At 42.0% G+C, this 23669-nt stretch carries 23 protein-coding genes; 5 read left to right on the top strand and 18 right to left on the bottom strand.

The features are described 5' to 3' along the window. Positions 1 to 8 precede the first annotated feature (8 nt). Positions 9 to 722 (top strand): 3'-5' exonuclease, encoded by a 714-nt coding sequence (locus J0X13_RS10670; RefSeq protein ID WP_207071392.1) that lies wholly within the window; start codon positions 9 to 11, stop codon positions 720 to 722. Between the two features lie 97 nt (positions 723 to 819). Here the strand turns inward: J0X13_RS10670 and J0X13_RS10665 are convergent, their stop codons facing one another. From J0X13_RS10665 to J0X13_RS10655, 3 genes are all read right to left on the bottom strand, one after another. After that, a complete protein-coding gene (locus J0X13_RS10665; protein ID WP_207071391.1) occupies positions 820 to 3015 on the bottom strand; it encodes a S8 family serine peptidase in 2196 nt (731 codons plus the stop codon). A 154-nt stretch (positions 3016 to 3169) separates the two neighbouring features. Next, on the bottom strand, positions 3170 to 4114 hold the full coding sequence (locus tag J0X13_RS10660) for an endonuclease/exonuclease/phosphatase family protein (RefSeq protein ID WP_242535703.1): 945 nt from the start codon (positions 4112 to 4114) through the stop codon (positions 3170 to 3172). Positions 4115 to 4119: 5 nt separating this feature from the next. Continuing rightward, complete coding sequence (locus J0X13_RS10655) at positions 4120 to 6879, bottom strand: M14 family metallopeptidase (RefSeq protein WP_207071390.1); 2760 nt, start codon at positions 6877 to 6879, stop codon at positions 4120 to 4122. A 145-nt stretch (positions 6880 to 7024) separates the two neighbouring features. On the opposite strand from J0X13_RS10655, the gene hflX reads away from it, so the two are divergent. Continuing rightward, on the top strand, positions 7025 to 8236 hold the full coding sequence (gene hflX, locus J0X13_RS10650) for a GTPase HflX (protein WP_207071389.1): 1212 nt from the start codon (positions 7025 to 7027) through the stop codon (positions 8234 to 8236). A gap of 271 nt (positions 8237 to 8507) precedes the next feature. Here hflX and J0X13_RS10645 read toward each other — a convergent pair whose 3' ends face one another. The 10 genes from J0X13_RS10645 to J0X13_RS10600 form a co-directional block, all read right to left on the bottom strand. Then, positions 8508 to 9440 (bottom strand): DUF3078 domain-containing protein, encoded by a 933-nt coding sequence (locus J0X13_RS10645; protein ID WP_207071388.1) that lies wholly within the window; start codon positions 9438 to 9440, stop codon positions 8508 to 8510. A 65-nt stretch (positions 9441 to 9505) separates the two neighbouring features. Beyond that, positions 9506 to 10015, bottom strand: coding sequence for a DUF2480 family protein (locus J0X13_RS10640; protein ID WP_207071387.1), 510 nt, complete (start codon positions 10013 to 10015; stop codon positions 9506 to 9508). A 42-nt stretch (positions 10016 to 10057) separates the two neighbouring features. Then, on the bottom strand, positions 10058 to 10291 hold the full coding sequence (locus J0X13_RS10635; protein ID WP_207071386.1) for a TIGR03643 family protein: 234 nt from the start codon (positions 10289 to 10291) through the stop codon (positions 10058 to 10060). Positions 10292 to 10313: 22 nt separating this feature from the next. Continuing rightward, entirely contained in the window at positions 10314 to 10643 is a 330-nt protein-coding gene (locus tag J0X13_RS10630; protein WP_108245524.1) for an iron-sulfur cluster assembly protein, read from the bottom strand. Positions 10644 to 10649: 6 nt separating this feature from the next. Further along, the gene (locus J0X13_RS10625; protein ID WP_207028910.1) at positions 10650 to 11072 is read right to left on the bottom strand and encodes a SufE family protein; all 423 of its coding nucleotides are present in this window, start codon (positions 11070 to 11072) and stop codon (positions 10650 to 10652) included. 72 nt (positions 11073 to 11144) lie between these two features. Continuing rightward, positions 11145 to 12371, bottom strand: coding sequence for an aminotransferase class V-fold PLP-dependent enzyme (locus tag J0X13_RS10620; protein WP_313786728.1), 1227 nt, complete (start codon positions 12369 to 12371; stop codon positions 11145 to 11147). Between the two features lie 26 nt (positions 12372 to 12397). Further along, positions 12398 to 13714, bottom strand: a complete 1317-nt coding sequence (gene sufD / locus J0X13_RS10615) for a Fe-S cluster assembly protein SufD (RefSeq protein WP_207071385.1) — start codon at positions 13712 to 13714, stop codon at positions 12398 to 12400. A gap of 94 nt (positions 13715 to 13808) precedes the next feature. After that, a complete protein-coding gene (gene sufC / locus J0X13_RS10610) occupies positions 13809 to 14561 on the bottom strand; it encodes a Fe-S cluster assembly ATPase SufC (protein ID WP_207071384.1) in 753 nt (250 codons plus the stop codon). Between the two features lie 39 nt (positions 14562 to 14600). After that, positions 14601 to 16046 carry a Fe-S cluster assembly protein SufB gene (sufB, locus tag J0X13_RS10605; protein WP_207071383.1) on the bottom strand — a complete coding sequence of 482 codons (1446 nt, stop codon included), beginning with the start codon at positions 16044 to 16046 and terminating at the stop codon, positions 14601 to 14603. Positions 16047 to 16086: 40 nt separating this feature from the next. Next, positions 16087 to 16416: a HesB/IscA family protein gene (locus tag J0X13_RS10600; protein WP_207028902.1), complete on the bottom strand. Its 330-nt coding sequence runs from the start codon at positions 16414 to 16416 to the stop codon at positions 16087 to 16089. Between the two features lie 248 nt (positions 16417 to 16664). On the opposite strand from J0X13_RS10600, the gene thiL reads away from it, so the two are divergent. Further along, positions 16665 to 17711: a thiamine-phosphate kinase gene (thiL, locus tag J0X13_RS10595; RefSeq protein WP_207071382.1), complete on the top strand. Its 1047-nt coding sequence runs from the start codon at positions 16665 to 16667 to the stop codon at positions 17709 to 17711. A gap of 120 nt (positions 17712 to 17831) precedes the next feature. On the opposite strand, the gene J0X13_RS10590 is transcribed toward thiL, so the two are convergent. Next, the gene (locus J0X13_RS10590; protein ID WP_207071381.1) at positions 17832 to 18086 is read right to left on the bottom strand and encodes a DUF1660 family phage protein; all 255 of its coding nucleotides are present in this window, start codon (positions 18084 to 18086) and stop codon (positions 17832 to 17834) included. Positions 18087 to 18327: 241 nt separating this feature from the next. Between J0X13_RS10590 and brnQ the strand changes: the two genes are divergently transcribed. Then, entirely contained in the window at positions 18328 to 19632 is a 1305-nt protein-coding gene (gene brnQ / locus J0X13_RS10585) for a branched-chain amino acid transport system II carrier protein (RefSeq protein WP_207071380.1), read from the top strand. On the opposite strand, the gene J0X13_RS10580 is transcribed toward brnQ, so the two are convergent. The 4 genes from J0X13_RS10580 to J0X13_RS10565 all read right to left on the bottom strand — a co-directional run bounded on the left by J0X13_RS10580 (position 19629) and on the right by J0X13_RS10565 (position 23122). Beyond that, entirely contained in the window at positions 19629 to 20249 is a 621-nt protein-coding gene (locus tag J0X13_RS10580; RefSeq protein ID WP_207071379.1) for a class I SAM-dependent methyltransferase, read from the bottom strand. The genes brnQ and J0X13_RS10580 overlap by 4 nt on opposite strands. 5 nt (positions 20250 to 20254) lie before the next feature. Next, positions 20255 to 21490, bottom strand: coding sequence for an alpha/beta hydrolase (locus J0X13_RS10575; RefSeq protein ID WP_242535702.1), 1236 nt, complete (start codon positions 21488 to 21490; stop codon positions 20255 to 20257). Between the two features lie 157 nt (positions 21491 to 21647). Next, positions 21648 to 21824, bottom strand: a complete 177-nt coding sequence (locus J0X13_RS10570) for a hypothetical protein (RefSeq protein ID WP_207071378.1) — start codon at positions 21822 to 21824, stop codon at positions 21648 to 21650. 5 nt (positions 21825 to 21829) lie between these two features. Continuing rightward, positions 21830 to 23122: an aminopeptidase P family protein gene (locus tag J0X13_RS10565; protein WP_207071377.1), complete on the bottom strand. Its 1293-nt coding sequence runs from the start codon at positions 23120 to 23122 to the stop codon at positions 21830 to 21832. 79 nt (positions 23123 to 23201) lie between these two features. Here J0X13_RS10565 and J0X13_RS10560 point away from each other — a divergent pair, with 79 nt between their 5' ends. Continuing rightward, positions 23202 to 23591: a DUF2721 domain-containing protein gene (locus J0X13_RS10560; protein WP_207071376.1), complete on the top strand. Its 390-nt coding sequence runs from the start codon at positions 23202 to 23204 to the stop codon at positions 23589 to 23591. Positions 23592 to 23669 lie beyond the last annotated feature (78 nt).

The following is a 23669-nucleotide window of genomic DNA, read 5'->3' as shown; positions in this document are numbered from 1 at the left end:
TTACTACCATGCTTTATAAACTTAACCTGGAGCATATCCTCTTTTTGGATATCGAGACCGTACCCCAACAACAACATTTCGCCGACTTGGATGAAACCTCCCAGCAATTATGGGAGCAAAAAACACAGTACCAGCGCAAAGATGAATTCACACCCGAGGAGTTTTATGAACGTGCGGGCATTTGGGCCGAATTTGGCAAAATAGTCTGCATTTCCGTAGGCTATTTTAAGATGCAAGGTGATCTAAGAACCTTTAGGACCACTTCCTTTTATGGTGAAGAAACTACAATACTAAAAGAGTTCAAACAGCTGCTCACAGGCTATTTTAGCAGTGTAAAACATCTTTTGTGTGCCCATAACGGCAAGGAGTTCGATTTCCCTTATATCGCCCGCAGAATGATCATAAACGGCATCAACCTACCCTATAAACTGGATTTGTTCGGGAAAAAACCATGGGAAGTACCTCATCTGGACACCATGGAACTTTGGAAATTTGGCGACTACAAGCACTTTACCTCCTTAAAACTGCTGGCCCATGTACTGGGGATTCCATCTCCCAAGGAAGATATGGATGGTAGTATGGTAAAAGATGTATTCTACAAGGAAAATGATATTGACCGGATCATCAACTATTGCGAATTGGATGTGGTGACCACAGCCCAGGTATTCTTGCGACTACGTAATGAGGAACTTTTATCGGATGATGAAATCAAAAAGGTTTGATTTCTTTTGGTGAAACGTAAAAAGGCGATGGTCAAGGGTTCAGGACAATTGTCATTCTGAGCGCAGCGAAGAATCTATTACCAATCGATTATTGGAACTAGTTTTTATAAAACTTCGTGCTTTTGATGCCCGCGTAATCCTGAACAACCAATACATACAATCCTGAAGAAAGGGACGATACATTAATGGAACCCGCTGTCTTGCCCTTTTTGATGATATTCCCCGATGTAGTTACGATGGAGAACTCGGCATCTTTGGACAGGTCCGCATTTACATTCAAATAGTCGACGGTCGGATTGGGATATACGGAGATGTTCAATTCCTGTGGAACAAACATGGTCGTATTTTCTATCAAAGCAGTTTCGGCCCCATTGAATTCAAATTCGATGGTATCGGAGAATTCAGATACCGCACTCTCGGTACAAATTGCACGAACACGAGCTTCGTATACTTTGCCCTCTTCCAAGGCAGCAAGTTCAAAACTGTTATCCCAAATCAATTCACTGTCCCAGTTGTCCGAATCAATACTTTTGTACTGTACTTCGAACAAGGTGTCTTCCGCTTCTTTCCAAGAAATGGTCGTACCCTCCATCGATGCGTTTTCCAAAGATACATCCGAAGGAGTTTCAATGGAGCAGCCGGATATTTGTGCACCTGTAACGATCAAGGAGAAATCTTGGAATTCATTTTTCAATACACCCTTATGCGAAATTGTGATGGTATATGCTCCACTTGCGTTTTCCACCTCAACCCGCTCAAAAGGATCTACTTTGTTGTCTCCTTTGGTAGCGGCATCGTTTGCTTTTGCGGGATTTAACTTCCATGGGAAATAGGTTTCCCCATCCTTGGTTATCCTAATATCCAAATCGTTCACCAAAGCCGCGGTAGTACTGTTAAGCTCCCCTCTGTTGATATTTTCCGATTCTGGATCGGTCCAAGAAATGGAAGCAACCAACGGAGTACCTTCAATTGCATTTACCGTGATGCTATAGGTTTCGATGTTTGATAGGCTTTCTTCGTTCACCAAGGTGGTATAGTCTTTATTCTGAAGCACCTCTGCTGCAGATTTGGCATTCATAATGCCCCAGCCCATTTTGTAATCGGGTCCTTTGGCATCAACATCATCTGCAGTATGAAGCGCAAGTCCTTTTAATGTTGCAGCTTTCATATAGTTGCCGAACATTTCTTCATAATACTGTTGCAACAATAAAAGTGTACCTGTTACGCCCGGTGCAGCCATTGAAGTTCCAGCGGAGACCTGATAACTACTGTTGGTAGCGGAGCTTGTGGAAAGTATGTTACCTCCATCGCCAGCCAAATCGGGCTTTACGCGGCCATCATCAACAGGCCCAAAACTACTGTAACCGGCAACGGATGCCTTTTTCAAATCACCATTACTATCAATTTCGGTATTGGCACCGGCAATGGTCAGTCCGTTTTTTGTTGTGGTAAAGCCAAGCAACAAATCGAAACCGTCTGCAGTTTTTCCGAAATTAGGAGCTTCGTTATCATAGGATTTTTGAGCATTGCCCGCAGCGGTTACCATTAAATAGTATGGGGCGTTGTACATGATCCTATCCCAATCTTGGCTAACCTTAATATATGCCCCAAAATACCAATCCGGAACCCTATCGGACAAAATTCCATAGGAATGGTTACTTAAAAGCATTCCATTCGCGGCAGCTTCGGCCACTTCAATTTTATCGCGGCTCCAATCGTGGGTCAACGCCTGAGCGCCGTATGCAACACCTTTGGCATTGGGCTCTACCCCGGCCGAAATCAAATTTCCAGTAACCAAAGTAGCGTGTAGGCTAATCTCATCCGCATTATCGGCATTTTTTGCGCGGGTGTCAAACTCCTGATGGGAAGCTAGTGCCACCCCCGAATCCCAGACACCCACTTCCATATTGGATCCCGTTAAGCCCAAATTCAATAGGCCTTTATCATAAAGTGTATGTGCTCTCGAAGTTTGGGAGGCAGGGTCGTTAAGTGTGGTATAATAAAGTGGGGTGCCATCGGTGCCTATATCTTTTAATGCTATTTGGGTACCGTTGTTGCTTTTCTCTGATACCGTAAGTCCTTTGGACTTTATCAACTCGCCTATTTTACGTAGCTTGGAACGGTGTTCCATTTCCATTTCGGAAATAACTGTGGATATTTTTCCTTGATCGTAGGAAAAACGTATGTTTTCTTTGGCTTTCTTGGATTGGGCATGAGTAGGGAAAATGCCTAAAAGCAAGAATAAAATGGAGAAGATAACTCCCTTGGCCCCTAAAGGAAATCTGTAGTCCATAATTAAGTTTAGGTAAGATTTGGACTACTAATATAAGAGGATATGTAGAAATCATCGATAAAATTCCTACTTTATTCGACGAAATACATAGTGTTTTACCTCAATATGTTGTGAAAATTAACTTTTATGTGGTGTAACTATTTTCTTACATATTTTAATTGTCATCTAAAACGATATATACTGGAAAGTGATCGCTATAACCTCCCAAATATTTTGATCCGGCAAAAGTCCTGAACGGATTGCCTCTATACCTGCCCTTCCATTGCTTTAAAAAACGGGGCGAGAATATTTTTGCTTTTACAAAGCTGTGGGTTCCCTTTTCATAGTTTAAAAAACTATGGGAAATCAATATTTGATCAAAAAGGCTCCATTCCCCCCTATAATTTGCACTGCCCGATGTGGGAGACAATAACTTTTGCATTGGGTTAATGAACTTTCCGGTATTCATAAGGGTTTGTATACTCTCCGAATTGGGGTCATCATTAAAATCACCCATAATAATGATATTTGGCTGATCAGCTTTGATCTCATCAATCTCTTGTAGCATAATTTCCGCCGCTTTAATTCGCTTATAGCTGGTCTCTTCGGCTCCTTGCCTTCGGGATGGCCAGTGGTTTACAAAAACATGGATTTCTTCTTTATGCAGCTTACCGTGTACATACAGAATGTCCCGCGTTAAGTCGCGCTCTCCATCGGTATTTTGAACTATTAAAGGAATAGTCTCTGCATCCAAAACCGAAAAATGTCCTTTGTCGTAGATCAGGGCCGTGTCGATTCCCCTTTCATCAGGAGAGTCAAAATGAATAACACCATAATTCAAATTCCGAAGTTTTTTGGTTTGCAAAAGAGTTTCGATCACTCCTTTGTTTTCCACCTCGGCCATACCTACCAAAACCGGTGGATACCCGCTATCTTTCAAACCAATTTTTGAAACTGCCCTAGCAATCTTCTTTGCTTTTTTCCAAAACTTTGATCTGTTCCATTTTTTAAATCCCTTGGGCGTAAAATCATCATCCAACAAATAAGGGTCGTCCTTGGTATCAAAAAAGTTTTCTAGATTATAAAATGCTATGGTATATCTGTTTTCCTTTTTCCGCAATGTTACTATTTCTTATTAGGGTCTACATCTTTGTTATTCGATTTATCTTTATCAAGATTACTTTGTATAAACAGCCAATCCTCGGAAACCTCGCGATCTACATTGGGCATATCATTTGCATACAGAAGGGCATTGAACAGGGTCCTAAACGTTCCCATGGACTGACCTCTCCACTGGGGCTGATATCCAAACAATAGAACATGGCCCTTGCCATGATTTACATCCAACGCCACAGCATTTCCGTTCATATATTCTTCCCCTACCAAGAATCCGGACATTAAAGGAGAACCTTTTTTCTGGTACTTGGCCAATACTTCCCCCTCAAATCCTTCTTCAGTACTAAAAACAGGACTGTTATATACAAAAACATTGGATTTCTGGAGCATTCCCGCCATAACCGGATGGCTTGGGTTGGTTTCCACCTGAACAATGGAACCTCCGGTGAAAAATTTTGCCCTGCCCACTTTGTCCACCACATTCTTTACCGGTAGGTGCAGCGCGTTGATGGCAAAATCCGAGCTTCGGTTCAACGTGATCAATGTTCCTCCCTGTTCCACAAAAGCATTCAAGTTGCGGATACCGAGTTCACCCAATCCTCCTGCATATTCCGGTGGCGCTGAACCGGGCTCCAAACCGTTTTCAATGGATCCTGGCCATTCGGAGGCCATTACGATTACATCAAAACGATCTTTTAGATTATTGGATTTAAAATCCATGTCCCTGACAGAGGCATAAGGAATACCAAAATTATCCAGCAACCAACGGGTCCATCCCATATCCATGCTTGCCGTCCATGGACGGTAAAGGCCAATCCTGGATTTCACTTTGGAATCACCATACCCTGAGCCCATGCTGGCGTGGATCGCATACTCCTTGATCCATTGATTTATTTTACTTCGTGAAACACCTCTTACCCCATATTTTTTGGTATCCGAGTTATAACCAATGCTGTAGCCATTTTTAATGGCCTCTCCTAAAACCCGAAAAATATTGTTCTGTGCCGGATCTAGCCACAATGTGCTTCCGTTGCCTCGGAGGGTTCCGGACATTGGTTTAATACCTGCTGCCACTTTATTCGTATCAAAACCTGCTCCTGGGGCAAAATCGGTTTTGTTCAGGTCCTGTTCTTCATCATCTGTGGTATTTAGGGGATTACCTTCAACAGGTATCAAAGCTTCCCTAAATACATCCGTTAAAGGAATAGTTCCCGTAACCACATCCACTTCCATCTGAAAAGGAAGGGTCCATCCTGCAGCATCATAAGGTTGTTCCAGGGGCCCATCCGGGGATTCCCTTAAATCAGGATACACTTGAACATCCAATACCTGACGCGCCATTTCGGCAAACTCTTGATCCATGGGTATCACCCAAGTACCTTTGGGATAGGTAACCCCCGAATATTCCATTGGTTGGTCCAATTGGGAGATTTTTACTCCATTGAAAGCCAAACGCTTTAAAAGTTCGACCGGGCGAACAGGGTCTCGTTGTTTTTGAGGGATGATGTAGGCATAAGGAGCTTCATTTTTATATTTTTCAATGGTGGTTACCGCAGCCTGATATTTGTTGAACAACAAGGTTTCCTTATACTTGGCAGAATAGTCCAATACGGCAATCGAAGCGGTTTGCATATACTGCATGGCATCACTCAATCGCCACCAACCACCTTTCCATGGGCTGTTGTAAAGAGATTCCACCCTTAAGTCCTTTCTATGTTCAGGAAAATCCCGAATGGTATAAAAATAAGGGGTAGCATATCGGTACAATGCCGTTTCGGTCCAAAATGATGGAATGTTCTGCATCACGGGCAAATAATCAATGTACCCGGGATACCAAGCATCAAAACCCTTACCCATGTGCACGGCCCCAGGCAAACCTTCGGTTTCCAATTCTTGTGCCATGGCCATTCCGATCATGTTCACCTCACGGGCAACAATGGGTGGTGTTTGCGGCGCAATGGGCTCAGCAAAGGGAGGCAACCAAATTCGGGTTGGGAAAGGTGAGGATTGATGATGGACATGAATCACATTCGGTTCCCATTCCCTCCATGTTCTGCCCACAACCCGAGACTCCAGCATATTGAGCATATACGCATCCCTATTATTGTCATGTCCCACATATTTTTGATAAAGCCATGGTGTCCTTGCTGTTTCATAATGTGTTCCCACGTTGGACATATACCAGTTTACAATAATATCTTGACCATCTGGGTTTAACGATGGCCATAACACCAAAATAACATTGTCCAGAATGGGTTTAAATTTTTTGGTGTCTGCCTCGGTTACAATTTGATGGGCCAATGTAATGATATGTTGTGCCCCTGCGACTTCTGAAGCATGTAATCCCCCACTTAAGTCCACAATGGCCTTGCCCTCTACGGCCAAGTTTTTGGCTTCTTCACGGGACATTCCTTTTGGGTGGGCCAATTTTTGTGATATTTCCTTGTAATGGTCGATCTTGCCCAAGTTTTCTTTGGAAGAAATCAGAACATAATACCAGGTACGACCTTCTGAAGTTTTACCCGTTTCCCGCATTTCTACCAGGTCACTGGCAGCGTCCAGTTTTTTAAAGTATTCAATGGATTGCTTGTAAGTGGCCAAATGAAAATCCGAGCCTACCTCAAATCCAATAACATCATCAGGGTGTGGAATGGATGAATTTTGAGCCTGCAGGTCCACTGGAAATATCAGTGTCAACAGTACAAAACCAAGGATAAATTCTGAAAAAACATATTTTTTTTGGTTAGTAAGAGATTGAAATCTTAGCATTTTTTTGGTTGGTTTGGTTTAAGGCATCAAGATAGGGAAGAATCCCATCAATTAATAGACTTTTCCCGTGTTCATCGGCCCTTAAAGGCGAAAAGCATAAAACAGCTTCAAAACATTACGTAAATTTGTATCCTAAACCCATTTGATGCTAGAAAAGAAGTCCATAGAATATGAAAAGGCGGTACTCATCGGTGTAATGAACCAGCACCAAAATGAAGATAAGGTAAAGGAGTACTTGGATGAGCTTGAATTTTTGACCTACACTGCCGGTGGCGAAGTCGAGAAAAGATTCGTGCAACGTGTTGATGTACCCAATCCCAAAACATACATTGGGAGTGGTAAAATGGAAGAAGTACGCAAATATGTCAAGGAAAATGATATCGGTTCCGTTATTTTTGATGATGAACTCTCCCCGGCACAGCAAAACAATATTGAAAAGCTACTCCGCTGTAAGGTTCTGGATAGAACCAGCTTGATTCTGGATATTTTTGCCCAGCGCGCCAAGACAAGTTATGCCCGTACACAGGTCGAACTTGCACAATATGAATATTTATTGCCAAGACTGACCGGTCTTTGGACCCACTTGGAAAGACAGCGAGGGGGTATTGGTATGCGTGGTCCCGGTGAAACGGAAATTGAAACGGATAGACGTATTGTTCGTGATCGAATAGCCTTGCTCAAAAAGAAACTTGCCAAAATAGACCGCCAAATGGAAACCCAACGCGGTAACCGGGGTTCTTTGGTACGCGTTGCATTGGTAGGATATACCAACGTAGGGAAATCCACCTTAATGAACGTGATCAGTAAAAGTGATGTTTTTGCAGAAAACAAGCTCTTTGCCACCTTGGACACTACGGTTCGTAAAGTGGTTTTGGGCAATCTTCCTTTTCTTTTGAGTGATACGGTAGGTTTTATTAGAAAACTGCCCACACAGTTGGTCGAAAGTTTTAAAAGTACTTTGGACGAGGTTCGTGAAGCTGACCTTTTACTGCATGTGGTAGATATCTCGCATCCTAATTTTGAGGAGCACATTGATTCTGTAAATCAAATTTTGGATGAAATAGATAGTTCTGACAAGCCCTGTATTATGGTTTTTAACAAAATAGACCGGTACACTCCCGAAACTATTGATGAAGACGATTTAGTGACCGAGCGAACCAAAGCACATTTTACCCTGGAAGAATGGAAAAAAACCTATTTCAATAAACTTGGCGACAAAGCCTTGTTCATTTCTGCTCTGAACAAGGAAAACATAGACGAATTCAGAAAGCGTGTCTATGATGCTGTACGTGATATCCATGTAACGCGCTTTCCGTACAACAACTTTTTATACCCAGAGCACCTGGACGAGTACTAAACCTTTTACAGCTAAGCAGTCAACTTCCTCGATGAATGGTAAAATAGAAAACTGTTCACAACATTTTTAGGCCAATTCACAACAAAAGTTTAGTGAGTGACCACTGAAAAGCTACTTTCACATTGTTTTTAAGTCATTTTAGTGTCACACGCAGATCTTACGGATCTTAACCTACTTAGACATGGTCTTAAAAACACAGAAAACATTTTTTCACCCCACAAAAAAGCCCTCTGAATCGAGGGCTTTTTTTTGTTTCTTGTTTCTACGGTTTTTAGAATTTATAGCTTAGTCCTAAAGTCCAATAGGTCTGCAATTCATTATCTATGCTGTCAAAAGTGGCATCAGGATTGGGGGTCGGCGCATTGTTTACAATATAATTCAAAGTTTCCTGCTTGTTGTTTCTCAACCCAAAATCAAAACCTACACCAATCATTTTCCATAAGGTATAGCTAAAAGAATTGGTCCATGTCCAGTTGCTCAAGTTGCTACTTTCATAGCTTTGGAATAAAGATAGGTTACTTTTAAAGCTTATGTCACCTATTTGTTTGGTATAATCCGCAACGATCTTGGCACCCATGGAGGATTCAAAAATGGTATCCTCGCTACTGAACACAAAGTTGTAGTTGAGCGGATGTATCACTACTACCAAATCCGCTATCGGGGTCCAGGTAGCACCTACACCAAGGTCAAGGTATCCCGGGTCGTTAAAATTGCTCAGAATAGTAGTTCGGTATTCTGCCAAGGTGGAAATAGCAAACTTTTCACTCAATTTTCTACCGTACAAAGAAGTGATATTGAACACATCCGTGGCCTGGCGGAAGCTATCGTCATCGTTGGGATCATCCTTATCATCCAACTTTACCCAGGATAAGTTGAGGTTGGCCGCATTTCTCCAAAAGAATTTTTCTTCTTTTAGGTTGGCAAAGGCATTTACGGTAAACCCAATGTTGCCCGAAGAGTTGTTCGGAATTCCCTGTGCGAACCAATTGTTGAACTGGGATATGCTTCCACCGATGGTTCCGAAAGCACCTACTTTCCAGCCTGGCAAGGCATCCAATTTTGCCTGTAGACCGTCCACTCTTTTCTGAATGGCCTTGATCGAATCTTTTTTTGATCCAATTTCAGATTTGAGCTCTTCTTCGGTTTGGGCATGGGCAGAAAATGCAAAAAACAATCCCATGCCAACTAAAAGCAATTTTTTCATAGTATGGAGTTTAATGTTTAGAACCGTAAAAGTAAGAAATGTCACGGTTTGTGACTGAATAATTGTTACTTCCTCTTTTTATAAAGAGGTACCGAGGAACAGGCCTCTCCATACATCACACTCTTAGCGACCTCCTGTATTCTGGCCACTGCCATCAAATAGGCATTCTCTGGAACTGGCTTATTGGAACACCCTTTTATGATTACGGGTTTATCGGTAAACTGGGTAATATCCAAATTCTCCAAAATGGATTGATAGAGCGCGGTTTCGAGGTTTTCTAAACTTCCTTGGACCACTCTTTTAGCGTAGGGCTGTAGTTTGGAAGCAATCAGCATAAAGGCCCAACCTGGTACTATGGCATCCGAAGAACATTGAAGCGCCACATAAGCATCTTTGTATACCGACCAATCGTTTGCTTCAACATGGGCACGGAATTCCTTTTCGCGAAGAATAAAGCCCTCGTACAACCAATCTTTAATGTCCAGGACCTTACGCTCCCCATTCGGATAATAATCCTCCAGATTGAAGGTGATCAACTTGCTTTGAGCTACTCTGTTTACGATTTCTTTTTCCATACTTTTCAGATATCAGATATCGGACTAAACCTCAAGAGTTCACTATAGTTTTTGATTCTGCGATCTAAATCTGTTGGCCGATGATGTTTTTTGGTGCTTGGTCTTCCTCCCTTTTACCCGTTTTCTCCATAACTCGAAAGATGAACGTTTGAGGTTACTGCGCATTACCTCCCTAACATCATTTTCCTTTAGGCCAAACTGGTATTCAATGGCCTCGAACGGAGTTCTGTCCTCCCAAGCCATCTCAATAATCCTATCAATCTGTCTTGTGGTCATTTTTTGAAATTTTTCGGGTTTATTACAAGAGTCCGAGTTCCAATTTCGCCTCTTCGCTCATCAGCTCTTGGGTCCATGGGGGGTCAAAGGTAATCTCCACCTCTACATCCTTTAGCATATCAATGGACTTTACCTTTTCCTCTACTTCCACGGGCAACGTTTCCGCAACCGGACAATTGGGAGAAGTAAGGGTCATCAAAATCTTTACTTCGTATTCCTCGTTAACGAACACGTCGTAAATTAAACCCAACTCGTAAATATCCACAGGGATTTCCGGGTCGTAAATAGTTTTGAGCACCTTTACGATCTTTTCTCCCAGTTCTTGTGTATCTATGGTAGTTTCTTCACTCATTCCAAATTATTTTAACTGTGTTTGATAAGCAACCGCGTATAATTTCAACTGCTTGATCATACTTACCAATCCGTTTGCACGCGTAGGCGATAAATGTTCCTTGAGGCCTATTTCATCTATAAACTCCACATCGGCATCAATAATATCCTGTGGTTTTTGGTTGCTGAATGCCCTAACCAAAATAGCTATGATTCCTTTGGTGATAATGGCATCACTATCGGCTGTGAAAACCAATTTATCCCCATCGAGTTCGGCATGCACCCACACTTTGCTCTGGCAACCTTTGATCAGGTTGTCATCGGTTTTGTACTGTTCCTCTATAAGGGGAAGCGATTTTCCGAGTTCTATCATGTATTCGTAACGCTGCATCCAGTCGTCGAACATGGAAAACTCGTCTATTATCTCTTCCTGTATCTCTTTTATGGTCATGCGATGGTTTTATTCAAAAATACAACTCGGTGGATTGCCATTCAAGTCTTTATGATAAAGATAACGGTTAGGCTACAGCAACATATTCTTTGCGCGTGTAACCCCCTCCACCAGTTTATCCACTTCTTCCTTGGTATTATAAAAGCTAAAACTGGCCCTTACCGTTCCCGGAATCTCATAAAAATCCATGATGGGCTGCGCACAATGGTGCCCTGTTCTCACAGCAATGCCCAATTTGTCCACAATGGTGCCTATATCGTAGGGGTGAACGCCTTCGATGTTAAAGGATATCACCGAAGTTTTGTGCGCTGCGGTTCCGTAAATCTTTAAGCCTTCAATAGCAAGCAATTGTTCCGTGGCATATTGCACTAACTCATTTTCGTATTCGGCAATAGCATCAAAGCCAATGTTGTTCATATAATCCAAAGCGGCTCCAAAGGCAATTCCTCCGCAGATATTGGGTGTTCCTGCTTCAAACTTATGGGGCAAGTCGGCATAGGTGGTCTTTTCAAAGGTTACCTCAGCGATCATTTCACCACCTCCTTGATACGGTGGCAATTTTTTAAGCCATTCCTCTTTTCCATACAACATTCCAACGCCTGTAGGCCCGCACATTTTGTGGGCCGAAACGGTATAAAAATCCACATCCAACGTTTGTAAGTCCGCTTTTATGTGTGCCGCTGCCTGTGCACCGTCTATTAATACGGGGGCTCCTGCTTTATGAGCGGCTTCGATGATTTCTTCTATCGGGTTGATGGTACCCAAAGCATTGGAAACATGGTTGCAGAAGACCAGCTTTGTCTTATCTGACAATAGCTTGTGGTATTCCTCCATGACCAACTCCCCTTCCAAATTCATTGGAATCACTTTTAGGATAGCACCGGTGCGCTCGCACAACATTTGCCAAGGCACAATGTTGGAGTGATGCTCCATGGCTGAAACCAAAATTTCATCACCATCCTTTAAAAAAGAAGTGAAACCGGTTGCCACCAAATTAATGCTTTGCGTGGTTCCCGAAGTAAAAATCACTTCGTGTGAATGAGCAATGTTAAAGTGCTTTTGGATTTTTTGACGTGCCGCTTCGTAAGCATCGGTTGCCTCTTGTGATAAGGTATGCACTCCACGATGGATATTGGCATTATACCTTTGGTAATAATCTACAATAGCATCGATTACCTGCTGTGGTGTCTGCGAGGTGGCTGCATTGTCCAAGTACACCAAAGGCTTACCATTGACCTCTCTTTGGAGGATAGGAAAATCCTTTCTAATGGCCTGTATGTCCAAAGTGGTCTCTATCATTATAACGTTGTGGTGAAAAGTTCAGTTTAGAGGTCAAACCCCATACGAACACCCAATTTTTCAGCAATAATCTTGTTGATTCTTGCCTTTAGCTCGGGAATACGGACACTCTCCAAAACGTTGTTGGCAAATGCATACATCATCAAAGCTTTGGCTTCTTTCTTCGGAATTCCCCTTGATCTTAGGTAGAAAAGAGCTTCTTCATCCAACTGACCAATGGTACATCCGTGCGAACATTTTACATCATCCGCGAAAATTTCCAATTGAGGCTTTGAGTTGATGGTCGACCTATCGCTTAACAAAATGTTGTTGTTCTGCTGAAAGGCGTCCGTTTTCTGGGCAATCTTGTCCACAATGATCTTTCCATTGAACACCCCTGTGGAGCTGTCGCCAAATATTCCTTTATAATCTTGATGGCTCTCACAATTAGGCTGTGCGTGGTGAACCAAAGTGTGATGGTCCACGTGCTGTTTGTCACCCAAAATCGTCACTCCTTTCAAGGTAGAATCGATTCGCTCACCGTTCTGATAAAAATTGAGGTTGTTGCGAATCAGTTTTCCGCCCAAAGAGAAGGTATGAACCCTCACTACACTTTTATCCTTTTGCGAAATGTAGGTGTTGTCCACCAAAGAAGCGGTAGGCGCATCGTTCTGGACCTTGTAGTAGTCCACAATGGCATCTTTACCGGCGAAAATCTCCGTTACAGAATTGGTAAACACCTCATTTCCGGTCAAGCTTTGGTGACGTTCTATAATCTGGACCTCAGCGTTGTCCTCCGCTACTATTAAGTTACGTGGTTGCAACATCAAGGCTGCCTCGTTGCCCGTGGCCAAATGCAATATTTGGATAGGCTTTTTGGGCATTTTGTTTTTTGGGATGTATATATAGGCCCCTTCTTTGCTGAAAGCAGTGTTCAACGAGGTCAACGACTCATCTTTGGAGGCCGCTTTGTTGAAATACACTTCAATCACCTGTTGGAACATTGGCTTACTGAATGCGGAGCTCATCAAGCAAACATCTACACCGTCGTGTGTTGTTTCAGACAGATAGGAACTGTATACTCCATCTACAAACACAATTTTATAGGTGTCTATATCATGAAGGAAGTACTTCTTCACATCTTTGTACTCCAAGGTCGTTTCTTGCTTTGGAAAAATACTGAAATCGATTTTTTGCAAGCCTTTCAACGAAGTATACTTCCAAGCTTCATCCTTTTTTGTTGGGAAGCCTTTGGTCTCAAAGTTCTTAATGGCATTGGACCTTTCTTCATGCACTGGATGATCTAAATCCAAGCCATCTTCAAAAGCCATAAAAGAGGAGACTAATTTTTCCTTTAAATCCATTCGTTTTTAATTGTCATTCCTGCATTGGCAGAAATCTAATTAATGATTCTTTTTTTCATTTGGATCCCCATTTTCATGGGAATGACAAAACTGGTTATACCGCAGCTTCTTCTTTTAACCAATCGTATCCTTTTTCTTCCAATTCCAAGGCCAATTCCTTGGTTCCGGATTTTACGATTTTTCCATTGTACAACACATGTACAAAATCGGGAACGATATATTCCAACAAACGTTGATAGTGCGTAATTACTATGATAGCATTGTCCTTACTGCGCAATTTATTGACACCATTGGCCACGATACGCAGTGCATCGATATCCAAACCGGAATCGGTCTCGTCCAAAATGGCCAATTTGGGTTCCATCATTGCCATTTGGAAGATTTCGTTACGCTTCTTTTCACCTCCAGAGAACCCTTCGTTCAAGGAACGGGAAAGAAATTTTCTGTCTATTTCCAACATTTCGGACTTCTCACGAATCTTTTTGAGCATTTCGTTGGCCGGCATGTCTTCCAGACCTTGTGCTTTTCTGGATTCATTGATGGCGGTCTTTATAAAGTTGGTCACCGATACCCCTGGAATCTCAACCGGGTATTGGAAAGACAAGAACACTCCTTTGTGGGCCCTTTCCTCTGGGGAAAGCTCTTCCAAATCCTCTCCTTCCAAGAGAATGTTTCCTTCTCCCACTTCAAACTCTTCTTGACCCGCGATTACCTCGGCCAAGGTACTTTTACCAGAACCGTTAGGCCCCATAATGGCGTGTACCTCACCTGCATTCACCTTTAGGTCTATTCCCTTCAGGATTTCCTTATCCTCTACGCTTGCGTGTAAATTTTTGATTTCTAGCATGCTATTGTTCTTCAAATATTATTTTATGATGGTGGTTTATTATCCTACGGAGCCTTCCAAACTAATTTCCAACAGTTTTTGAGCTTCTACGGCAAATTCCATTGGGAGTTTGTTCAGCACCTCCTTGCTAAATCCATTTACGATCAATGCAATGGCCTTCTCTGTATCGATTCCCCTTTGGTTACAATAGAAAATTTGGTCCTCACCAATTTTACTGGTAGTTGCCTCATGCTCTATTTGTGCTGTTTTATTCTTGGCTTCAATATAAGGGAACGTATGTGCTCCGCAACGGTTGCCCATCAACAGGGAATCACATTGCGAGAAGTTCCTTGCATTTTCGGCACGGCTGTTCACCTGCACCAATCCACGGTAGCTGTTTTGCGATTGGCCTGCGGAGATACCTTTGGAAATTATGGTACTCTTGGTGTTTTTGCCCAAGTGAATCATTTTGGTTCCTGTATCTGCTTGCTGAAAATTGTTGGTCACAGCAATAGAGTAGAACTCACCGATCGAGTTATCTCCTTTCAATACACAAGATGGATACTTCCAAGTTACGGCCGATCCAGTTTCTACCTGTGTCCAAGAAATCTTAGCGTTCTTTTCGCACAATCCTCGCTTGGTCACAAAGTTGAAAACACCACCTTTTCCTTTATCATTACCTGGGTACCAGTTCTGAACGGTGGAATATTTGATTTCTGCATCGTCCAAAGCAATGAGCTCCACTACAGCTGCATGCAACTGGTTCTCGTCGCGCATTGGCGCGGTACACCCTTCCAAATAGCTCACGTAGCTACCCTCTTCGGCAATCACCAAAGTTCTTTCGAACTGTCCCGTTCCGGCTTGGTTGATTCGGAAGTAGGTGGAAAGTTCCATGGGGCACCTTACACCTTTGGGAATATAACAGAAAGATCCATCGGAAAATACTGCTGAATTCAAGGCGGCATAAAAGTTGTCCCTTTTTGGAACTACTGTCCCCAAATATTTCTTTACCAATTCGGGATGTTCCTGAATGGCTTCGGAAATGGAACAGAAAATGATTCCTTTTTCGGCCAATGTCTTTTTAAAGGTGGTCGCCACGGAAACAGAATCCATCACGATATCCACTGCGACACCGGCCAATTTTTTCTGTTCATCCACGGAAATCCCCAACTTTTTGAAGGTTTCCAATAATTCTGGATCCACTTCATCCAAGCTGTTGTACTTGGGTTTTTTGTTCGGGGCGGAGTAATAAGAAATATTTTGGAAGTCCGGCTTTTCATAGGTCACATTGGCCCATTCCGGTTCCTCCATTTCTTTCCAGGCACGAAAAGCTTCCAATCGCCACTCCGTCATCCAATCCGGTTCTTCCTTCTTTTTGGAGATGGCAATAACAATGTCTTCGTTCAACCCTTTGGGAAGGGTGTCCGATTCAATGTCAGTATAGAAACCATACTCGTACTCTTTGGTCTCCAGTTCTTTTTTTAATTCTTCCTCTGTATAAGCCATATATCTTTAAGTTAGCCAATTACAGGCCTTTAGTCAATGTTTATAGTGAAAAACTTTCTCCACATCCGCAGGTTCTTTGGGCATTGGGATTGTTGAACACAAAACCCTTCCCGTTCAAACCTCCAGAATATTCCAATGTGGTGCCTACCAAATACAAAAAGCTCTTTTTATCTACAATGATTCTCACATCATTATCTTCAAAAACCTTATCTGTATCCGCTGCGGATTTATCAAACTTCAATTCATAAGACAATCCACTGCACCCTCCGCTCTTTACGCCAACACGCACAAAATCCGTGGTTGCATCAAAACCTTCCTCGGTCATGAGCGCCACCACTTTGTGCCTTGCTGATTCTGAAACCTTAATCATCTTACTTGTAATTAATCTAAATAGCCCACAAATATACTGTATATGTAGGGTTTTACCATAGCAACTAACATTATTATAACGTATGATTCCATAGGCGTTTCCTATGGAAAATAAAGCTCAAGTCTCCACAAGGCTTATCAAGCCCCTGTTCGCAAGTATTTACATGATTTTTGACACCGTTTTACCGAAAAAAATTTTATGTGCCGTCCGACACCAGAATTTACGATTATCCTCATTATTTTTGCAAAATGCTAGAAGACAAGAATCAAGAACGTACATCTTTGGAAGAATTAGGCGAATTTGGCCTAATCGACCATCTTACCAAAAACTTTGAGCTCAAGCAACCATCTTCCATAATTGGGGTGGGTGACGACGCCGCCGTAATGGACTACAATGGCAAAAAAACTGTTCTGTCCACTGACATGTTGGTGGAAGGGGTCCATTTTGACTTAAGCTATATGCCCCTAAAGCATTTGGGCTACAAGTCGGTTATGGTCAATCTTTCCGACATCTACGCCATGAATGCCCTTGCTACTCAGGTTACCGTTTCGTTGGCCATTTCCAACAGGTTTCCTTTGGAAGCGCTAGAGGAGTTTTATGCTGGAGTTGCCTTGGCTTGTAAATTGTACAATGTGGATTTGGTCGGTGGAGACACCACTTCTTCCACAAGGGGAATGATTATTAGCGTAACGGCAATCGGTGCAGCGAACGACGACGAAATCGTTTACCGAAAAGGCGGTAAACCCAACGATTTGTTGGTTGTGACCGGTGATATTGGAGGAGCCTATTTGGGCCTTCAGGTTCTGGAACGTGAAAAAGAGGTTTTCAAAGTTAACCCGAACAGTCAACCCGATCTTGAACCCTATTCCTATATCGTTGAACGCCAATTGAAACCCGAAGCTCGGAAAGATATTGTTGAGTTGCTCAAAAAATTAGAAGTAAAGCCTACCTCAATGATCGACATCAGTGACGGCCTTTCTTCCGAAGTGATTCATTTGTGCAAGCACAGTGATGTAGGCTGTAATGTCTTTGAGGAGAAAATCCCATTGGACCCGACCGTGATTTCAGCATCCGAGGAATTTAAAATGGACAGTACCATGATTGCTTTGAGCGGTGGTGAAGATTATGAATTATTGTTCACCATCGACCAAGAAGATTTTCCAAAAATAAAGGGGAATCCTAACCTAACGGTGATTGGACATCTGACAGAAAAGAACGAAGGCATTCACTTGATTACGAGAGGTGAGGCCAAAATTCCGATTACCGCACAGGGCTGGAACTCGTTCAACGAATAAAAAAATCCCGAAAATCAAGGGCATCCCTACATCATGGCATTGGGGCACGCAACCATTAGCAGCAGGCAATTACTTAAGTTTCCGGGATAAGATTTGGGCCTTTCCTAAAATAAAAAAGGGCTATGCCACTTGGTGCACTACCCTGCTTTTTCTTTTTCTGTACATGTCTTCCAATGTACTGTTTATTTCTTGCATTTGAGGAGTCAAGGCGGAAAGCTTGCCACTAACATCCGTTGTGACTTCTTTCTGGCAATGAATGCATTTGTACTCTTTAATGTGCTGGGTCACTTTCTTTGAAACCACATAGTGGTGCCCGAACAAATTGCAAAAGAAAGAAGAAAATTTGTTGCCGTGTTGCGTAGTAGTTGATTTCATAAGCAGTTGTGTGTTTGGAGAAAAGCGAAGATTTACGAAATGGGGCTTCGAAAAATACTTAAATTGGTTCGTAGTTTTTTGTTATACAAATTGATTTTATAAGTTCATTTTTAATAGAAACGGATGTTGATAACTTTTTATTTCATACTTGCTTTCATAAAGTATTTTTTTCGATGAAATACAAGAAAATCGACAAAAAGCTATCTTTTTTCGCTCAAAAACGCTTTCGTAATATAGTACATTGAAAACAAATTATCAACAACGCATTAGTAAAAAATCGTTAACAGTTACCGCCTTTGCTCTTTTTTCCCTTTTTTTTGGCGCTGGAAACTTAGTTCTTCCGCCACTATTGGGTTTTAAATCCGGAGATTTATGGTGGTTGGTCACCTTGGGGTTTTGTGTTTCGGGAGTACTTATTCCTATTTTAGGTATAATAGCCCATTCAAAAATACAGGGAACCCTTTTTGATTTTGCCAAAAAAGTATCGCCCACTTTTAGTGTAATCTACTGTTATTTGATCTATGCCATTGCGATTGCACTGCCATCACCACGTACGGCATCTGTAACGCACGAAATGGCCATCCAGCCATTTTGGGGTTCCTCATCATTGCTTACCAGTCTTGTTTATTTTATGTTAGTGTTTGTTTTTGCCATCAACCGCACTAAGGTTCTGGACGCATTGGGCAAGCTTTTGACCCCAGGTATCCTTATCATTCTTTTGATAATGATATCCACCGCTGTTTTTACTTTGGATTTTGATTTTATCCCTTCTCAAATGAACCAACCTTTTAGTTCGGGCATTTTGGAAGGGTATCAAACTTTTGATGCCATTGGCGCCGTTGTAGTAGGAGCCGTAATTATCATTTCCATCAACTTAAAAGAAAAAGCTGCTTCTTTTGAAGAAAAAAAGAGACTCATTGGCAGCGCGGGACTTTGGGCGGGAATAGGCTTGTTTTTGGTGTATGGAGGCTTAATACTTACAGGGGCCTTGTTCGGGGATTCCTTTGATACCGACATTTCCAGGACAGCTCTTTTACGGGGAGTCAGCGCAAAAACCTTAGGACAAACAGCCAATCTGTTACTCAGTGTTTTGGTAAGTTTAGCCTGTTTCACTACTGCTGTTGGCATAGTAACCGGCACTTCAGATTTTATTAAAGGACGATTCAAAGATTCCCTATTGGCTTATCGCATTACTGCTTTTTTAGGTTGTTTGTTAGGGGTCCTGGTAGGTCAGTTTGATGTAGGCTATATTATTACCGTAGCTGTTCCGTCACTAATGTTTATTTATCCGATAACGATTGTTTTGATTTTATTGAATGTTGTTCCGAAAAAGTGGAGTTCGCCAAAGGTGTTTAAACAAGTGGTTTGGACAACCATCTTGTTCAGCGTTCCTGATTTTTTGGCAAGCATTGGTTTTGGAGAATTAATTTCCCCTTATGTTGATTGGATTCCATTTAGCGAACACCAACTCGGTTGGGTACTCCCCGCACTAATCGCATTTGTGGTTTTGAATCTTATTTACGGTAAGCAACCAACTCCAAGTTAATCCTGTTTTCTTTTAAAACTGCAGAAGATAAAATTCTGTGTTGTTTCGAATGGGGTCGTATGGTCTTCAGTCTTACATTGGGTTTGATGAAAGCCATTAAAGAATGTTGCCTCCATTTGCTCTTTATCATACTGCTTAATGTCCAGCCCACTACATTTTTTGGGGCCGTTTTTAGAAAATGTGCCCAAAATCATATGCCTAGCTACCGCTTTTTTGGTCAGCTCTACGTAGGTTTTAATTTGTTCGGGTTCCGTTAAAAAGTGAAATGCTGCCCGATCGTGCCATAGATCATAGGTTTCTTGTGGTTTAAAATTGAGGATATCACTTTCCACCCATTTAACGTTATGGGCTTTATCGCCAAGCCTTGCTTTGGCACGCTCCAAGGCTTTGCCCGAAATATCGAGAACGGTAATATTTTCAAAGCCTTCACTGAGCAAATAATCCACCAATTTGCTGTCGCCACCACCAACATCAATGATTCTTGCTGCTTTGTCCAGCTTACACGAATGGATAAAATCCAGAGAAGTCTGCGGAACCTCCTGGGTCCAACTTACCTCATCCGGTTTTTTGGTGTTATAAACGGTTTCCCAGTGTGTTTTTCTGTCCATCTTGCTCATTTTGGTTAGTAAAGAACTGAATCAAAAAAGGATTTCATTTCTGCAGCATAGGGAACTCCAAATTTAGCAAAGGTCGCTCTTGTTTGAGCATCGGGTTTCCAATCAAAAAACGCGTGCCCTGCTCCTTCAACTTGAATATATTCCACAGTTTGACCGTTCTTCTTTAAGTCTTCCACGTAAGGTTGAACGACTTCATTACTGATCAGTGGATCTTGGGTTCCCCTTACTATGAAGTGAGGTATGGCACGATCCGCCACATTGGGCACATGTGCCGCTGGAGATACCGCATCAAAATATTCTTTTCCCGCTTGTTCAGGCATAAATTGTTTAAAATTCTCAGCGCTGAATGGTCCGTAACTCGGTGCTACGACTTTTATAGCCTCTGTTATTTCTTTATTCACGGCCTCGACAGTTTTTCCATGTGGCATATAGGATGGCAAAAATTCATAAGCATCGTTAGCCTTCCCAAAACCACCGTCACCGATCATAGGGCTCAATATTGCAGCAGATGCAGATAAATGACCTCCTGCACTATCTCCGGTTATAGCAATTTTGGTTGGGTCTCCCCCGTATTCGGCAGCATGTTCTTGAATGTGGGCAATGGCTCCAAAAACATCTTCAATAAGTTCATGCATGGAATTGGGTTCTTCATCACCATCCAATTGGTTCACCCATCTGTAATCTATACTCACCACCACGTAGCGATTACCTTTGGCAAGTTCGCGAGCCAAGCCCCTCATAATATCCTCATTATTGGATGACCATCCCCCGCCGTGCACTATAATGGCGAAAGGCAGATTTTCTGCTCCTTTTGGGGAATACACGTCATACTTTAAAGGTTTTACTCCTGGTTTTGCATATACCACATCATGGGTTACATTCAGATTGTTCACCAAGTCATCCTCCACAAAAGTGGCTCCAATGGACATATCCCTATCCACGGTAATTTTCATGGAGCCAGTAAAGTTCTCTACACTTGTGGTTCCCCACATTCCTCCTTTATAGGTGTAATAAATGGCGTCTAAACTAAATCCTTCGGAAGGACTGGCCTGAACGGTCAGCTCCGTTCCGGATGAAACCATACCATCTTCGGGGATTTCAGGAGAAACGTTATATGCACCATTTTCGGGTGAAACCAGTGTTACTTTAAAATTTTCTTGAATGGTTTTGCCCTCTATGTTGGCGGCCATGGTAAAAACGGACATAAAAATCAGTGAAAAAATGCAGGTTGTTTTGGTCATTATCTTATATGTAAATGTATTGGTTGGAAAAACTTAAAGTTAGGATATTTTCCTAGTCACCGCAAAAGAGTTGTAGCAAATACGATTAGATGACATGCATCTACCTTATTAAGAAGACGTTGATTTTACAAAAATCGACCCGGCACATGTAATCTGATTACTCCGAGCCCCGCTTCTTTTTGTTGTAGTAGTAGATACCATATGCTATGGCCGCCAAAACCACGAAAGGGAGGTAACTACCAATGACCACACCAATTTCGTAGGCGCTGTCGGGAGCTTCCTCTATCTTTTTTTCAATGTTGGTTTGTTGCACTAAGAAAAATAAAAACTTCATAGGGCCTATGTATTCATCAACTCCTCTATCTCTTCAATTTCTATTGGGATATTGCGCATCAAATTAAATGGCTCTCCTTTTTCTTGGATCACGACATCATCCTCCAAACGGATTCCCATTCCTTCGGCCGGAATATAAATCCCGGGTTCCACTGTAAATACCATATTGGCTTTCATCGGTTTTTTCAATTCACCGTAATCATGGGTATTCAATCCAATGTGATGGCTGGTCCCGTGCATAAAGTATTTTTTGTAGGCCGGCCAATCTGGATTTTCGTTTTGTACATCGGCCTTGTCCAACAAGCCCAAACCAATCAGCTCGGAAGTCATCAGTTTACCTACTTCCTTGTGGTATTCTGCCCAAATGGTTCCAGGCACCAACATTTTGGTTGCTTCATCCTTTACACGGAGTACGGCCTTGTAAACTTCTTTTTGTCTATCGGTAAATTTACCGTTTGCCGGTATAGTACGCGTCATATCACTGGAATAGTTGGCATACTCAGCCGCAAGGTCCAACAATATCATATCACCATCCTGTACTTGTTGGTTGTTTTCCAGATAATGTAGCACGTTGGCATTGTTGCCCGAAGCAATAATTGGGCTATATGCAAATCCTTTGGATCGGTTTCGGATAAATTCGTGCAAAAATTCAGCTTCAATTTCATGTTCCCAAACACCAGGTTTTACAAACTCCAATATTCTTCTAAATCCTTTTTCGGTGATATCGCAAGCGGTTTGCATCAATTCAATCTCCTCGGGCTCCTTGACCCCTCGAATATTTTGTAAAATAGGATTGCTCTTGGCCCATTGATGTGCTGGATATTCTTTTTTACATTTTTCTATGAACCTTGCTTCCCGTGTTTGGGTTTCCACAGCTTGTCGGTAATGCTCGTTGGTATTAAAGTAAATGGTATCCGCCTCGGTCATTAAATCAAAAAAGATCTTATCAAAATCAGTGAGCCAATAAACGGTTTCTATGCCGGAAACTTCTGTTGCCTTCTCTTTGGTAAGCTTCGCCCCTTCCCAAACGGCAATGTGATCGTTTGTTTCCCTCACAAAAAGGATTTCCCTATGCTTGGGGTCGATCGCATCGGGGAACAGCAATAAAATAGTTTCCTCTTGGTCTGCTCCGCTCAAATAAAAAATATCACGATCTTGTTCAAAAGGCAGGGTACTATCCGCACCAATGGGATAAATATCGTTCGAGTTAAAAACTGCTATACTCTTAGGCCTCATTTGAGCCGTGAATTTCTTACGGTTCTTTATAAAAAGGTTACTGTTTATTTGAGCGTATTTCATATGTATAATTTGATTTGCCCAAATTTAGGTAATTGCGTTACCGAAGACAAATTCTTACCTTCCTTATCAAATTGAAAAAATGCAACTCAACTTAAGTATTCCCGCGCTTCTTTTTCCTGCTATTTCCTTAACAATGTTAGCATACAATGCAAGGTATCTGGCCATTGCGGCACTGATCCGCCAACTTCACAAGCAGTTCGAGGAAACTTCTGCCCAGCCTCTAAAACAACAGATCAACCAATTACGCAAGCGCCTGGGCATTATTAAAAATATGCAGGCCTCTGCCATCGTAAGTTTTTTATTGGCTGCAGTTACCATGTTTTTGATCTATGTGGAAATGCGTGTTTGGGCCAATGCTATCTTTGGAATCAGTTTGGTTTTCTTAATGATTTCTTTGATCCTCTCCCTTTTGGAAGTCCAGTTATCCACAAGAGCATTGGGAATTCAACTAAAAAGCATGGAGAAATAATACGGTAATAAAACAGCTTCTGTAAGAATAATTCTTTTGTCTTTTATAATGAAAAAATGGTCGTCAATTGAAAAGGCC

This window comes from [Muricauda] lutisoli (nom. illeg.) (assembly GCF_017313105.1).
Lineage (GTDB): Bacteria > Bacteroidota > Bacteroidia > Flavobacteriales > Flavobacteriaceae > Flagellimonas > Flagellimonas lutisoli.
This window is presented reverse-complemented; position numbering and strand designations above follow the sequence as displayed.

Coding starts and splice junctions, on each gene's coding strand:
- J0X13_RS10670 (WP_207071392.1), top strand. CDS start 9: ATGCTTTATAAACTTAACCTGGAGCATATCCTCTTTTTGGATATCGAG.
- J0X13_RS10665 (WP_207071391.1), bottom strand. CDS start 3,015: ATGGACTACAGATTTCCTTTAGGGGCCAAGGGAGTTATCTTCTCCATT.
- J0X13_RS10655 (WP_207071390.1), bottom strand. CDS start 6,879: ATGCTAAGATTTCAATCTCTTACTAACCAAAAAAAATATGTTTTTTCA.
- hflX (WP_207071389.1), top strand. CDS start 7,025: ATGCTAGAAAAGAAGTCCATAGAATATGAAAAGGCGGTACTCATCGGT.
- J0X13_RS10645 (WP_207071388.1), bottom strand. CDS start 9,440: ATGAAAAAATTGCTTTTAGTTGGCATGGGATTGTTTTTTGCATTTTCT.
- J0X13_RS10640 (WP_207071387.1), bottom strand. CDS start 10,015: ATGGAAAAAGAAATCGTAAACAGAGTAGCTCAAAGCAAGTTGATCACC.
- J0X13_RS10635 (WP_207071386.1), bottom strand. CDS start 10,291: ATGACCACAAGACAGATTGATAGGATTATTGAGATGGCTTGGGAGGAC.
- J0X13_RS10630 (WP_108245524.1), bottom strand. CDS start 10,643: ATGAGTGAAGAAACTACCATAGATACACAAGAACTGGGAGAAAAGATC.
- J0X13_RS10625 (WP_207028910.1), bottom strand. CDS start 11,072: ATGACCATAAAAGAGATACAGGAAGAGATAATAGACGAGTTTTCCATG.
- J0X13_RS10620 (WP_313786728.1), bottom strand. CDS start 12,371: ATGATAGAGACCACTTTGGACATACAGGCCATTAGAAAGGATTTTCCT.
- sufD (WP_207071385.1), bottom strand. CDS start 13,714: ATGGATTTAAAGGAAAAATTAGTCTCCTCTTTTATGGCTTTTGAAGAT.
- sufC (WP_207071384.1), bottom strand. CDS start 14,561: ATGCTAGAAATCAAAAATTTACACGCAAGCGTAGAGGATAAGGAAATC.
- sufB (WP_207071383.1), bottom strand. CDS start 16,046: ATGGCTTATACAGAGGAAGAATTAAAAAAAGAACTGGAGACCAAAGAG.
- J0X13_RS10600 (WP_207028902.1), bottom strand. CDS start 16,416: ATGATTAAGGTTTCAGAATCAGCAAGGCACAAAGTGGTGGCGCTCATG.
- thiL (WP_207071382.1), top strand. CDS start 16,665: ATGCTAGAAGACAAGAATCAAGAACGTACATCTTTGGAAGAATTAGGC.
- J0X13_RS10590 (WP_207071381.1), bottom strand. CDS start 18,086: ATGAAATCAACTACTACGCAACACGGCAACAAATTTTCTTCTTTCTTT.
- J0X13_RS10580 (WP_207071379.1), bottom strand. CDS start 20,249: ATGAGCAAGATGGACAGAAAAACACACTGGGAAACCGTTTATAACACC.
- J0X13_RS10575 (WP_242535702.1), bottom strand. CDS start 21,490: ATGACCAAAACAACCTGCATTTTTTCACTGATTTTTATGTCCGTTTTT.
- J0X13_RS10570 (WP_207071378.1), bottom strand. CDS start 21,824: ATGAAGTTTTTATTTTTCTTAGTGCAACAAACCAACATTGAAAAAAAG.
- J0X13_RS10565 (WP_207071377.1), bottom strand. CDS start 23,122: ATGAAATACGCTCAAATAAACAGTAACCTTTTTATAAAGAACCGTAAG.
- J0X13_RS10560 (WP_207071376.1), top strand. CDS start 23,202: ATGCAACTCAACTTAAGTATTCCCGCGCTTCTTTTTCCTGCTATTTCC.